We start from the raw sequence: 13,084 nt of genomic DNA, 5'->3' as shown, positions 1-13,084 counted from the left end.
GCAATCCGCGGATGCATCGTGGCCCTCGAGGCTGCGCTCAGTACTTGCGCAGAACCAGCCAATCCGACATGGCAGCCAGTGGCTCGGGCCGCAGACCGGCCGCATCCAGCGCCGACAGGGCCGACAACGCGCGTTCGTGTAGTTCATGCATGCGCTGACGCGAAGCCGCGATGCCTGCTACCGAAGGATAGGTGGGTTTATCGAGGGCGCGGTCTGCGCCGGTGGTCTTGCCGATGACGGCCACATCGCCTTCGACATCCAGCAGGTCATCCTGGATCTGGAAGGCCAGCCCGATGGCGCGGGCATATTCGTCCAGAGCGCGGATGAGACCGTCCGCAAGCTTCGGCGCACAAGCGGCGGCCATCATCACGCAGGCATGAATCAATGCGCCGGTCTTGCGCACGTGCATCTCTTCCACTTCGGCCAGCGACAGCTTGCGGCCGATGGCGGCGAGGTCGAGCGCCTGTCCGCCCGCCATGCCACAGGTGCCGCTGGCGATGGCAAGCAACTGCACGAGCCTGAGCCGCGCCAACGGCTCGGTCGGCAGGCCCGCGCCGCTGGCCAACGATTCGAATGCCAGCACTTGCAGCGAATCGCCCACCAGGATGGCGGTCGCTTCATCGAATGCCTTGTGACAAGTCGGACGACCGCGACGCAGGTCGTCGTTGTCCATGGCCGGCAGGTCGTCATGGACCAGCGAATAAGCGTGAATCAACTCGACCGCGCAGGCGGCGCCATCGAGCGTCGATTCAGGAATACCGAGCGCCGCACCGGTGGCGTAGACCAGTGCCGGGCGCACGCGCTTGCCGCCACCGAGCACGCTGTAGCGAATGGCTTCGTGCAGGCGACTTGGCTGCGTTTCGATGGGCGGCAGACGGGCCGCCAGCTCGTGCTCGATGCGCGTCTGCCAGCTCTTCAATTGGTCGGTCCATTGGCCGCTCGCTTGGCCACTCGATTGGCCACTGTGGCGGCCAGCGAAGCCCGCCGGCCCGGCCGCTGCGGGCGAGGGCTCGATCACTCTGGATTGAACCGACATGCGGTTACCGCTCGTCGTCCGCGTCGTTGGCGAACGGCACCACGCTCAAGTCGTCCTCCGCGCCGCTGCGCTTGAGGAGCATTTCGACCTTCTGTTCAGCCTGTTTGAGCGCGCTCTGGCACGAGCGAGTGAGCTGCACGCCGCGCTCGAAATGGCGCAGCGAGTCGTCCAGCGACAGGTCGCCTTCTTCGAGCTTGTCCACGATGGCCTCGAGCTCGGCCAGCGAGCGTTCGAAGTCGGCGGGCTCGGCGGGGGTGTCGGCGGCAGGAGTTTTACTGGTCACGATGCGTCGATTCAGATGCGTCGATGGGGAGCGCCATGGGCGGCGCGGCAAGCTTATAGCTTCTTGGCCATCAGCGACAGTTGATGCATCCTGCAATGGGCGGTCATCGGCGTTGACTCCGCGAGCCGCCAGGACTAGATTTCCCGGTGATTAGACTATGTCTAACGGCCGTGGACCCTCGGTGAGGGCGATCGGGCCCGGTCAAGCAAAGAGTTTCGCCTTCTACCCGGCAATCGAGGTGAGCTGCAATGAAGAGTCTGAAAGGTACGAATACGGAGAAGAATTTGAAGGACGCCTTCGCGGGCGAATCCCAGGCAAATCGTCGGTATCTTTACTTCGCAGCCAAGGCGGACGTCGAAGGCTTCAACGATGTCGCCGCGGTGTTCCGCTCGACTGCTGAAGGCGAGACCGGCCACGCTCATGGTCATCTTGAGTACCTGGAGGCAGTAGGCGACCCGGCGACGGGCCTGCCGATCGGCCCGACCGATGCCAATCTCAAGGCGGCTATCGCCGGCGAGACGCACGAGTACACCGACATGTATCCGGGCATGGCCAAGCAGGCCCGCGACGAAGGCTTCGACGAGATCGCCGACTGGTTCGAGACGCTGGCCAAGGCCGAGCGCTCGCACGCCAACCGCTTCCAGAAGGCGCTCGACACGCTGTAATCGCGCCGGGCCCGGCCCAATTCTCCGGGCCCGCGCATTCGCAGGAGTGTTTAGGGTTCATGCACCGGTGGCCGGCAGGGAATGCTCTGCCGGCCGCTGGCTTTGTGGGCCGCGGCATTCACGTGAGTCCCAGCCAATCGCATCAGCATTAGCCAGGTAACTGCGTGTCCGAACAAAAAACCATCCCCGCCCGCGAAGGCAGCCTCGAAGCGCCGACGCGCCATCCGATCGCCTGGAAGGATCCCGAGTTCGGCAACGAGGCCGCGCTCTTCAAGGAGCTGGAGCGCATCTTCGACATCTGTCACGGCTGTCGTCGTTGTTTCAGCCTGTGCAACTCGTTCCCGACGTTGTTCGACGCCGTCGACGAATCGGCCACCGGCGAAGTGGAGAGTGTCGACAAGAAGGTCTACTGGGACGTCGTCGACCATTGCTACCTGTGCGACATGTGCTACATGACCAAGTGTCCGTACGTGCCGCCGCATCCCTGGAATGTCGATTTCCCGCATTTGATGCTCCGGGCCAAGGCGTTCAAGTTCAAGAACGCGCCCGAGGGCGCCAGGCCAGTCACGGCGCGGGACAAGATTCTCAGCGCCACAGACCTGGTCGGCAGCATCGCCGGCATTCCGGTGGTCGCGCAGGCGGTGAACGCGGTCAACAAGACCGGCTTCGGCCGCAAGATGCTGGAGCGCACGCTGGGCGTGCATCCCCAGGCGCCCGTGCCGGAATATCACAGCAACACCTATCGCAAGCGTCATGCCGCGACAGAGCATCCGCAACTGGAGGCGAAGCCGGGCGGCGAGACGCGCGGCAAGGTGGTGTTGTTCGCCACGTGTTACGGCAATCGCAACGAGCCCGACATCGCTGCAGACCTGACCGCGATCTTCGAATACAACGGCATTCCCGTGACCCTCGCGTCGCGCGAGCGCTGCTGTGGCATGCCGAAGCTCGAGCTCGGCGATCTGGAGGCCATCGAGCGGCTCAAGAACGAGAACATTCCGGAACTGGCCAGATTGGTGGATGAGGGTTGGGACATCGTCACGCCCGTTCCTTCCTGCACGCTCATGTTCAAGCAGGAACTGCCGCTGATGTTTCCTGACGATCCGCAGGTCATCAAGGTGCGCAATGCGATGTTCGATCCGTTCGAATATTTGTGGGAGCGCTACAAGGCGGGTCTGATGCGCACCGACTTCCCGCACACGCTGGGCAAGATCAGTTATCACGTGCCGTGTCACTTGCGCGTGCAGAATCTCGGCCTGAAGACGCGGGACATTCTGATGCTGGTGCCGGAGACGCAGGTCGATGCGATCGAGCGCTGCTCGGGGCACAACGGCACTTACGGCGTCAAAAAGGAATATCGCGACGTGTCGATGAAGATCGGCAAGCCGGTGATCCGGCGCGTCAGCGATTCGGGCGCCGACCATTACTCCAGCGACTGTCCCATGGCCGGTCATCAGATCGAATCCGGCCTGGTGGGCGCCGAGGCGGGCAAGGCCATGCCGCCGGTGCATCCACTCTCACTGCTGCGGAGGGCTTATGGGATCTGAAGGGGTGCAGCGCGGCCGCTTGAGCCGCGCCGATTTGATGAGCCTCGAGCAGTACTCGGCGGCCCGCAAGGAATTCCGCAGCAAGGTGCTGGAGCACAAGCGCAATCGCATGGTGCCGATCGGTCCGAATGTCACCTGGGCGTTCGAAGACCGGCTGACCATTCAGTATCAGGTGCAGGAGATGTTGCGCGTCGAGCGCATCTTCGAGGCGGCCGGCATTCAGGATGAGCTGGACGCGTACAACCCGCTCATTCCCGACGGCTCGAACTGGAAGGTCACGTTTCTGATCGAGTTTCCCGATCCCGAGGAGCGCAAGCGGCGGCTCGCCGAGCTGAAGGGCATCGAGGATCGCTGCTGGGTTCAGGTGGACGGGTGCGAGCGCTCATTCGCCATCGCCGACGAGGACCTGGAGCGGGAGAACGAAGAGAAGACGTCGTCGGTGCATTTTCTGAGGTTCGAGCTGAGCCCGGAGATGGTGGCGAAAGTGAAGGGCGGCGCGACGGTGAAGGTGGGCATCGACCACTCCAAGTACAACTATGAGGTCGAGCTGTCCCCGGCGCAGCGGGCGTCGCTCGCTGGGGATCTGGCCTAGAAGCAATGGCACTTAGTTAGCGCCCTGCAGTGGTTGGCGGTTAGCGGTTAGGGCAGAACGGAGGCCAGGATTTAGCTCATTTCTGGCTAACCGCTAACCGCTATCCGCGAACCGCTGCGACAAAGACGGTTAACTAAGCACCATTGGGCCTGGAAGAATTCGCGAGCGGCCCCATAAAGCGTCTGCGCCTCGCGACGCCTGAAGTCCTGCCCGTTGGGGTCATCGAGCGCTGTGCGTCCTGGGTGCATGTACAGCGGAAAGCGCGTGCTAGAATCCGCGCCGCCAAATTCTGGCCCTCACGAATCCAAGTTCGTTACCCGATGGCCCAATCGTATAACGCGTCCGACATCGAAGTTCTCAGCGGTCTCGATCCCGTGCGCCGGCGTCCCGGCATGTACACGGACACGAGCCGGCCCAACCATCTCGCCCACGAAGTCATCGACAACTCTGTCGACGAGGCCATGTCCGGCCATGCCAAGCGCATCGACGTGAAGGTGTACAAGGATGGCTCGCTGGAGGTCGCCGACGACGGTCGCGGCATGCCGGTGGACATCCATCCCAAGGAGAAAGTCAGTGGCGTCGAGCTGATCCTCACGCGCCTGCACGCGGGCGGCAAGTTCTCGGATAAGAACTACAAGTTCGCCGGCGGCTTGCACGGCGTCGGCGTGTCGGTGGTGAACGCGCTGTCGAAGAACCTGGAATGCTGGATCAAGCGCGGCGGCAAGGAATACAACATCAGCTTCGCCTCCGGCAAATTGAAGTCGAAGCTGAAGGTGATCGGCGATGTCGGCGCCAAGAACACCGGCACGCGCGTGCGCTTCTGGCCGGATGCGAGTTTCTTCGAAACGGCGAATTTCTCGATTCCCAAGCTCAAGCACGTGCTCAAGGCCAAGGCGGTGCTGTGCCCCGGCCTGCATGTCACGCTGGAGATTGAAGGCGGCGAGAAGGAGGAGTGGCAGTACTCCGGCGGCCTGAACGAATACCTGACCGAATCGCTGGGCCAGGGCGAGTGGCTGCCGCAGGAATTGTTCTGCGGCAGTATCGAAGGCGAGCAGGAAGCCGTCGAGTGGGCGTTGGCCTGGCGTGTCGATGAAGGGCCGCGCGTCGAGGAGAGCTACGTCAACCTGATTCCGACCGAACAGGGCGGCACGCACGTCAATGGTTTGCGCGTCGGCCTCACCGATGCCGTTCGCGAGTTCTGCGAGTTCCGCAATCTGCTGCCGAAGGGCTTGAAGCTCGCGCCGGAGGACGTGTGGGACGGTGTCACCTACGTGCTCTCGATGAAGATGAAAGAGGCGCAGTTCGCCGGGCAGACCAAGGAGCGGTTGTCGTCGCGCGAAGCGGCCGCGTTCGTCTCCGGCGTCGTCAAGGATCAGTTCGGCCACTGGCTGAACCAGCATCCGGAGTCGGGCGAGAAGATCGCGCAACTGGCGATTCAAAGCGCGCAGACGCGCTTGAAGGCTTCCAAGGCCGTCGCTCGCAAGCGGGTGACTTCCGGTCCCGCATTGCCGGGCAAGCTGGCGGACTGTTCTTCGGAGCAGCCGGAGCGCAGCGAATTGTTCCTGGTGGAAGGCGATTCCGCGGGTGGCTCGGCCAAGCAGGCGCGCGACCGCGAGTTCCAGGCTGTCATGCCTCTGCGCGGCAAGATCCTGAACACCTGGGAAGTGGATGCCAGCGAAGTGCTGTCATCCCAGGAAGTGCATCACATCGCCATTGCGCTCGGCGTCGATCCGGGCTCCGACAAGCTGGACGGTCTGCGCTATCACAAGGTTTGTATCCTCGCCGACGCGGACTCCGACGGTCAGCACATCGCCACATTGTTGTGCGCGCTGTTTCTGCGTCACTTCCGTCCGCTGGTGCTGGCGGGGCACGTGTATGTGGCCATGCCGCCGCTATATCGCATCGACTTGGGCAAGCAGGTGTTCTATGCGCTCGATGATGCCGAACGCCAGGGCATCCTGGATCGTCTCGCCGCGGAACATCCACGTGGCAAGCCTACGGTCACGCGTTTCAAAGGCCTGGGCGAGATGAGTGCGTTGCAATTGCGCGAGACCACCATGGCACCAGAGACGCGCCGGCTGGTGCAACTCACCGTCGATGCGAAAGACGAGGCTGACTCGACGATGGACATGCTGCTGGCGAAAAAGCGCGCCAGCGATCGCCGCGTGTGGCTGGAGACGAAAGGCAACCTTGCCGAAGTCGTTCCATAGGAAGCGGTTGGTGGTTAGCGGTTCGTGGTTAGTCAGAAGAGATAACCAGTACCGCAGCCGCCTTCCGGACCAGCCACTAACCGCAAACCGCTAAACACTGTCTGCATCTATGCCCACGCAATCTCCCTTGAATTTCGAAGGCGTCGAGCGCCAGCCGCTGCGCACTTTCACCGAGAAGGCCTACCTCGACTATTCGATGTACGTCATTCTCGACCGCGCGTTGCCGCACATCGGCGACGGCTTGAAGCCGGTGCAACGTCGCATCGTGTATGTGATGAGCGAGCAAGGCTCGTGGCAGGCCGCCAAGCACAAGAAAGCGGCGCGTGCCATCGGCGATGTGATCGGTAAATACCATCCGCACGGCGACGCGGCTTGCTATGAAGCCATGGTGCTGATGGCGCAGCCGTTCTCGTATCGCTATCCGCTGATCGACGGCCAGGGCAACTTCGGTCACCCCGACGATCCGAAATCGTTCGCGGCCTATCGTTACACCGAAGCGCGCCTGACCCGGTACGCGGAGCTGCTGCTCTCCGAGCTGGGGCAGGGCACGGTGGACTGGATTCCGAACTTCGACGGCACCATGGAAGAGCCGAAGTTGTTGCCGGCGCGCGTGCCCAACATCTTGTTGAACGGCACGACCGGTATCGCGGTCGGCATGGCGACCGACATTCCGCCGCACAACCTGCGCGAAGTCGTGAATGCCTGCATTCGTTTGCTGGAAGATCCCGATACGCCGCTGCGCGAGTTGATGAAGGACGTGAAGGGTCCGGACTTTCCGACCGGCGGCGAGATCATTTCGCCCAAGGCCGATCTCAAGCACATCTACGAGACCGGCAACGGTACGTTCCGCGCGCGCGCGACATACGAGATCGAAGATGGCGAGATCGTCATCACCGAGCTGCCGTATCAGGTCTCCGGCGCGAAGATCCAGGAGCAGATCGCGGCTCAGTACAACGCCAAGAAGCTGCCGATGATCGAGAACATTCGCGATGAGTCCGATCACGAGCATCCGACGCGCATCGTCATCGTGCCGAAGTCCAGCCGGGTCGACCTGGTGCAGCTGATGAATCACCTGTACGCGACCACGGACCTCGAACGCACCTATCGCGTCAACCTCAACATCATCGGCCTCGATGGCCGGCCGCGCGTGATGGGGCTGAAGGCCCTGCTCGAAGAGTGGCTGAAGTTCCGCATCGACACCGTGACGCGCCGTCTGCAATGGCGCCTGGAGAAGGTGCGCTCGCGACTGCACATCTTGGACGGCTTGCTGATCGCGTATCTGAACCTCGACGAAGTGATCCGCATCATCCGCCGCGAGGACGAGCCGAAGCCGGTGTTGATGAAGCGCTTCAACCTCACCGAGATCCAGGCCGATGCGATTCTCGATACTCGTCTGCGTCACCTCGCCAAGCTGGAGGAAATGAAGATCCGCGGCGAGCAGAGCGACTTGCTGGCCGAACAGGACAAGCTCGACAAGCTGCTCGGCAGCAAGACCAAGCTGAAGAAGCTGGTGCGCGACGAGTTGGAAGCCGCCGCGAAGGAATTCGGCGACGACCGCCGCTGCAAGATCATCGAACGCGCCGCCGCGGTCGCCATCGACGAGACCGAGCTCGTGACCAGCGAGCCTGTCACCGTCATTCTTTCCGAGCGCGGCTGGGTACGCGCTGCGAAGGGACACGAGATCGATCCGACGTCGATTTCATACAAGACCGGCGACGGTTTCCTTGCTGCCGCCAGAGGTAAGAGCACGCAGCAAGCAATCTTCCTCGACAGCACCGGTCGCACGTACACCTTGATCGCCCACTCGCTGCCATCCGCTCGCGGCAACGGCGAACCCTTGTCGGGGCGTCTCGATCCGCCCGAAGGCGCAACGTTCTCCGGCGTCTTGATCGGCGAGCCTGAAGATAAGTGCGTGCTCGCGTCCGATGCCGGTTACGGCTTCGTCGTGAAGATCGGCGAGTTGCTGTCACGTAACAAGGCCGGCAAAGCCGTGCTCAAGGTACCCGAGGGCAGCAAGTCGCTCGCGCCCGCTCTCGTGCCCGCCGACGAGAAGGCATTGATCTGCGCGGTGAGCAGCGAAGGCAAGATGCTGGTATTCCCGGTCGCGGACCTGCCGGAACTGCCCAAAGGTAAGGGCAACAAGATCTTCGGCGTTTCGTCCAAGGGCGGCGAGACCATGACCGCCATCGCCGTCATCACCTCGTCGCAGAACCTGATCGTGCGCTCCGGCGACCGCAAGATGACCATCAAGTTCGCCGACCTGAAGGAATACCGCGGCGAACGCGCTCAACGCGGCGCGGTGCTGCCGCGAGGCTGGAGAAAGGTCGATAAGCTGGACGTGGAGCCGGCGTAACATCGCACTCGCCTGCCGGCACTGCGTCAATGCGCTGTGCCGTAGCTACGGACGGGATGATCGTCGCTGATCAGCAAATGAACGAAGTTGGGGTGAATGAACAATTTCTCGCGCCCCACCTTCACTTCCCTCAGCACGCCGATGGACTCCAGCGTCTTCAGGTACACCGATGCAGTCTGGCGCTTGGCAATCTTGAGGTCGACGACGTTCTGAATACGGCAGTAGGGCTGAGTGAAAATGACTTCCACCAGTTCCCGGCTGTAGATCTTCGGCACTCTGGTACGGATGTATTCCGTCGCCTGTGCCGGCAAGCGTTGGATGGACTTGATCTTCTCGGTGGTCCATATGGATGTTTCAGCCACACCAGGACATGTCGAAATAATCGAGTTTATCGACACGTTTTCCGCATCTGTCGATCGCATCGACAGATGCGGAAAAGGGGGCGCTCAGCCCATCACCACCTGCTCGGGCTCGTTCACGAAGTAGCCCTGGATGAACTCGATGCCGAGCTGCCACAGCACGGCCATCGTGTTGGCATCCTCGACGCGCTCGGCGATGGTGCCGATGTTGCGCGTCTTGGCTTCATCGACCAGCTCGCGAACGCGGCCCTGCAGGGCCTGGTCGACGGACAGGCCCTGCATCAACGTGCCATCGACCTTGATGAAATCGATGGGCAGATGCGCGATCAGCCGTTGCGGATCGCGGCCGGTGCCGAAGTGTTCGATGGCGAAGTGGAAGCCGGCCTTGCGCAGGCCGTTGGCCATCTCGCTGGCATCGCCCAGGTAGTCGGTCGCGATCTGCTCGCTGATCTGGAAGGTCAGCCGGGCCGGTTCGATGCGCGATGCCTTGAGCTGATTCTGCAGCCACGGCAGCAGCGACTTGTCGCGCACCGAATCCTTCGACAGGCGCACGAACAACTGCTTCACCGGCCGGCTGGCGATGAACGTCATGGAGGCGCCGATCACCCAGCGATCGATGTTCTTCATCAGATCGTTGCGTTCCGCGGCCGCCATGAACTCCGCCGGCAGCAGCTCGCTGCCCTGCTCGTCGACCATGCGCACCAGCACGTCGAACATCCCTTTGTCTTCGCCGAGCAGGCTGGCAATAGGCTGCTGCATGAGACGGAAGCGATTTTCCATGAGCGCGGCGCGGATGCGCTTCACCCACAGCTCATCGGCCGCCTCGCGCTTGGTATCTTCTTCGCGATGATCGACGATGCTCACGCGTCCGCCGCCCGATGTTTCGGCCGTGCGGCGGGCGGACATGGCATCGGTGATGGCGGTGGCGGCATCCGGCGAGCGCGGATCGACCAGGCCGATGCCTACGCTGCACGTGCAGGAGATTTGTTTCTCGCCGAGCCGGAACACTTGCGCGCCGACTTTGCGGATCAGGTTCGTGGCCCACACTTCGATGTCGCGCGCCGTGCCTCGCTCCATCAACAACAGCAGCGAGCCATCGCCGAAGCGACCGAACAGGTCGGCAGGTTGGCGGGTTTCGCCGACCAGCCCGGCGAACTGCGACATGAAATCTTCCACCGCCAGCGGCCCGATATCGTCGCCGATCGCATCGAGCTTGTCGGGCTGAATCGCCACCAGCTGGCGCACGCCGGCCTTGACCGGTTGCGCCAACGCCTGTTTGAGATGTTCGATGAAGAAGCGCCGCTGCAGGGCGCCGGTGCTCGCGTCGCGCTCCAGCGCCTCGCTGAGCTGCTCGTTGAGATTGCCCGACTCGCGCTTGCGCGCGGCGAAGCACAGTCGCACGGCTGGCTCGCCATCGAACTCGGTGCGCGACAGCTCCATTTCCAGCGGCACGCTGGAACCGTCGGCCAGCAGCGCGTGCGCCTTGATCGTGTGATTCGACCACTTGCCCTGCAAGCAGGCCACCAGCGCGCCCTTCAGCGCGGCATGCGCTTCGGCGTCGAAAACATCCATCAGCGGCGTGCCGACCAGTGCATCGGAATCGGTCAGGCCATACAGATCCAGCCACGCCGGATTGGCATCGACAATGATGCCTTCCTGCACGTGAGCGATGGCATCGGCGGAGCCCGCCATGAACGACTTCAGTTGCTCGCGATATTCATGCGCCGAGCTGATCGTGCTGTTCAACGCGCGCGCCTGCCGGCTCGCTTCGAGCTCGCGAGCGACCACGCCGCGCAGGCGATTGGGATTCATCAACGTGACGACGTCACGCGCGCCTTGTTGCATGGCGTTGGCGATGATGTCCTCATCGACCTGATCGCGCGCGAACAGTACCGGCACCTCGGCGCCATACTGCTTCGCCACCGACATGACCTTGGTCATGTCCGCCGGGTCCGGCCCGACGAAGGCCACCAGCATGTGCGCATTGATCTGCTGCAGGGCCTCGCCCAGGTCGGTCAGCTCCTTGATCCAATTGCAACGCACGGCCATGCCGGCGTTGCGCAGATTGCTGTTGATCGCCTCGACGTTATCCTGATGTCGGGTCAGGACGATCATCGGTACGGCGCTAGATTCGGCCAACGGTCTACTCCAGGAAAGCTCGTTCAATTCGCTCGCTCAGCTCAAGGTAGCGGCCACGACGGCGGACTTTGAAGGCTGCCCCGCGATTTCCCTGACCAGCTTGGGTACCAGGTAGCCGGGCAACTGCGCCGTCAGCCCCTGATGGAGCTGCAGCGCCTGGGCTTCGGGCACGTCGAAATGGGCCGCACCCTGCACCTTGTCCAATACATGAAGGTAATAGGGAAGGACGTGCGTCTCGAATAGCGCTTCACTCAATTCGGCCAGGGCGGCCACGCTGTCGTTCACCCCTCGCAGCAGCACCGCCTGATTCAGCAAGGTGGCGCCGGCATCCGCCAGCGCCCGGCAGGCCCGGCGCACGGATTCGTCGATTTCCCGAGCGTGGTTGGCATGGATCACCACGACCTTCTGCAGGGACAATCCCCGTAGCCAGTCGAGCAGGCCGGCGTCGACCCGCTCGGGCAGCACGATGGGGTAGCGGGTGTGGATGCGCAAGCGACGGACGTGCGGAATGGCCTGGAGCGCCTCGGTCAGTTGCTGCAGCCGGCGGTCGCTCAGGCTCCAGGGATCGCCACCGCTGAGGATGACTTCGCTGACGCTCGGGTCGGCACGCAGGTGTGCCAGTGCCGGCTGCCAGCCTTGCTGAAGCGCCGACTCTTCGGCATAGGGAAAATGCCGGCGAAAGCAGTATCGGCAATGCACGGCGCAGGCGCCGGTGGCGACCAGCAAGGCTCGGCCCCGGTACTTGTGGAGCAGACCCGGCGCGGCGCGCCGGTCCATGTCGCCGACCGGGTCGGTCACGAACCCCTCGACCACCTGCGTTTCCGCGGCAACGGGGAGAACCTGCAGGAGCAACGGATCGTTCGGATCGCCCTTGCGCATCCGAGCGACGAAGCTGCGGGGTACGCGCAAAGCGAAATCCTCGGCCGCCGCGATTGCGGGCAGAACCAGCGCCGGATCCAGGTCGAGCAGGGTGCACAGCTCCCGAGGGTCGGTCACCGCGTCCGCCAGCAACTTCTGCCAGCCCGGAGCGGCTTCGAGGGGGACGGTGGCATGTTGGGGGGCCAATTGGCTTGCGTAGGAGGTTGCGGCTATCATCTGCGCCCTTTGCCGGGGACCCGCGCGTCGCAGCGGGACCGGTCCATTTTCGCAGACTTTCAGCCGCGGTGCTCAATGGCCAGTTATTCCACCAATGAATTCAAATCGGGCGTCAAGATCTTGCTCGAGGGGGTTCCGTACTCCATCGTCGAGAACGAGATGGTCAAGCCCGGCAAGGGCCAGGCGTTCAACCGCGTCAAGGTACGGAATCTGAAGAACGGCAAGGTGACCGAGCGCACCTTCAAGTCGGGCGACACCGTCGAGGCCGCCGACGTGGTCGAAACCGAGATGCAATATCTCTACACCGACGGCGAGTTCTGGACCTTCATGAATCCCGAGACGTTCGAGCAGTACACCGCCGGCAAGGAAGCGCTGGGCGATGGCGCGATCTGGCTGAAGGACGGCATGGTTTGCACGGTCATGCTGTGGAACGGCGAGCCGCTCAACGTTACGCCGCCGGCGCACGTGGAGCTGAAGGTCGTCGAGACCGACCCGGGCCTGCGTGGTGATACCGCCACGGGTGGTGCGAAGCCTGCCAAGTTGGAAACCGGCGCGTCGGTACGCGTGCCGTTGTTCATCAACGAAGGTGAGTACATTCGAGTTGATACTCGCACCGGCGAGTACATTGCTCGCGCCAAGGCGCCAGCTTAAGAGCAATGGTGCTTAGTTATTAACCCGGCGTGAAACTACATGAATCTAAAACATCGGTGTGACATACTCCGCCGGTGAGCCAAGAAGATCGCCGCAAGGCCAGCACAGACGCCAGAATCGAGTTGCGCAAGCAAGCCCTTGCGCTGCGAGCGGACGG

Annotated in this window: 11 protein-coding genes; 6 read left to right on the top strand and 5 right to left on the bottom strand. The window is 62.8% G+C overall.

Annotation, left to right across the window (positions count from 1 at the left end):
* Positions 1-37: 37 nt before the first annotated feature.
* Positions 38-1,036: a farnesyl diphosphate synthase gene (locus VGE08_RS25975; RefSeq protein ID WP_331070854.1), complete on the bottom strand. Its 999-nt coding sequence runs from the start codon at positions 1,034-1,036 to the stop codon at positions 38-40.
* Positions 1,037-1,040: 4 nt separating this feature from the next.
* Positions 1,041-1,319 (bottom strand): exodeoxyribonuclease VII small subunit, encoded by a 279-nt coding sequence (locus tag VGE08_RS25970; RefSeq protein ID WP_331070853.1) that lies wholly within the window; start codon positions 1,317-1,319, stop codon positions 1,041-1,043.
* Between the two features lie 248 nt (positions 1,320-1,567).
* Between VGE08_RS25970 and VGE08_RS25965 the strand changes: the two genes are divergently transcribed.
* From VGE08_RS25965 to parC, 5 genes are all read left to right on the top strand, one after another.
* Positions 1,568-1,984, top strand: a complete 417-nt coding sequence (locus VGE08_RS25965; RefSeq protein ID WP_349258806.1) for a rubrerythrin family protein — start codon at positions 1,568-1,570, stop codon at positions 1,982-1,984.
* 182 nt (positions 1,985-2,166) lie between these two features.
* Complete coding sequence (locus VGE08_RS25960) at positions 2,167-3,528, top strand: (Fe-S)-binding protein (protein ID WP_349258808.1); 1,362 nt, start codon at positions 2,167-2,169, stop codon at positions 3,526-3,528.
* Positions 3,518-4,120 (top strand): DUF3501 family protein, encoded by a 603-nt coding sequence (locus VGE08_RS25955; RefSeq protein WP_331070850.1) that lies wholly within the window; start codon positions 3,518-3,520, stop codon positions 4,118-4,120. The genes VGE08_RS25960 and VGE08_RS25955 overlap by 11 nt, the downstream gene beginning before the upstream one ends.
* Before the next feature lie 320 nt (positions 4,121-4,440).
* Complete coding sequence (parE, locus tag VGE08_RS25950) at positions 4,441-6,330, top strand: DNA topoisomerase IV subunit B (protein ID WP_331070849.1); 1,890 nt, start codon at positions 4,441-4,443, stop codon at positions 6,328-6,330.
* 109 nt (positions 6,331-6,439) lie between these two features.
* Positions 6,440-8,683, top strand: coding sequence for a DNA topoisomerase IV subunit A (gene parC, locus VGE08_RS25945; RefSeq protein ID WP_331070848.1), 2,244 nt, complete (start codon positions 6,440-6,442; stop codon positions 8,681-8,683).
* 26 nt (positions 8,684-8,709) lie between these two features.
* On the opposite strand, the gene VGE08_RS25940 is transcribed toward parC, so the two are convergent.
* From VGE08_RS25940 to epmB, 3 genes are all read right to left on the bottom strand, one after another.
* Positions 8,710-9,045 carry a hypothetical protein gene (locus tag VGE08_RS25940; RefSeq protein WP_331070847.1) on the bottom strand — a complete coding sequence of 112 codons (336 nt, stop codon included), beginning with the start codon at positions 9,043-9,045 and terminating at the stop codon, positions 8,710-8,712.
* Positions 9,046-9,129: 84 nt separating this feature from the next.
* Entirely contained in the window at positions 9,130-11,181 is a 2,052-nt protein-coding gene (locus tag VGE08_RS25935; protein WP_331070846.1) for an EAL domain-containing protein, read from the bottom strand.
* 36 nt (positions 11,182-11,217) lie between these two features.
* On the bottom strand, positions 11,218-12,276 hold the full coding sequence (epmB, locus tag VGE08_RS25930) for an EF-P beta-lysylation protein EpmB (protein WP_331070845.1): 1,059 nt from the start codon (positions 12,274-12,276) through the stop codon (positions 11,218-11,220).
* A gap of 75 nt (positions 12,277-12,351) precedes the next feature.
* On the opposite strand from epmB, the gene efp reads away from it, so the two are divergent.
* A complete protein-coding gene (gene efp / locus VGE08_RS25925; RefSeq protein ID WP_331070844.1) occupies positions 12,352-12,927 on the top strand; it encodes an elongation factor P in 576 nt (191 codons plus the stop codon).
* Positions 12,928-13,084: the final 157 nt, after the last annotated feature.

Origin of the sequence: Steroidobacter sp., from assembly GCF_036406195.1 — a bacterium.
In the GTDB taxonomy this organism is placed as follows: Bacteria; Pseudomonadota; Gammaproteobacteria; order Steroidobacterales; family Steroidobacteraceae; genus Steroidobacter.
The sequence above is the reverse complement of the archived record's forward strand: the minus strand, read 5'-3'. Positions and strand labels throughout refer to the sequence as shown.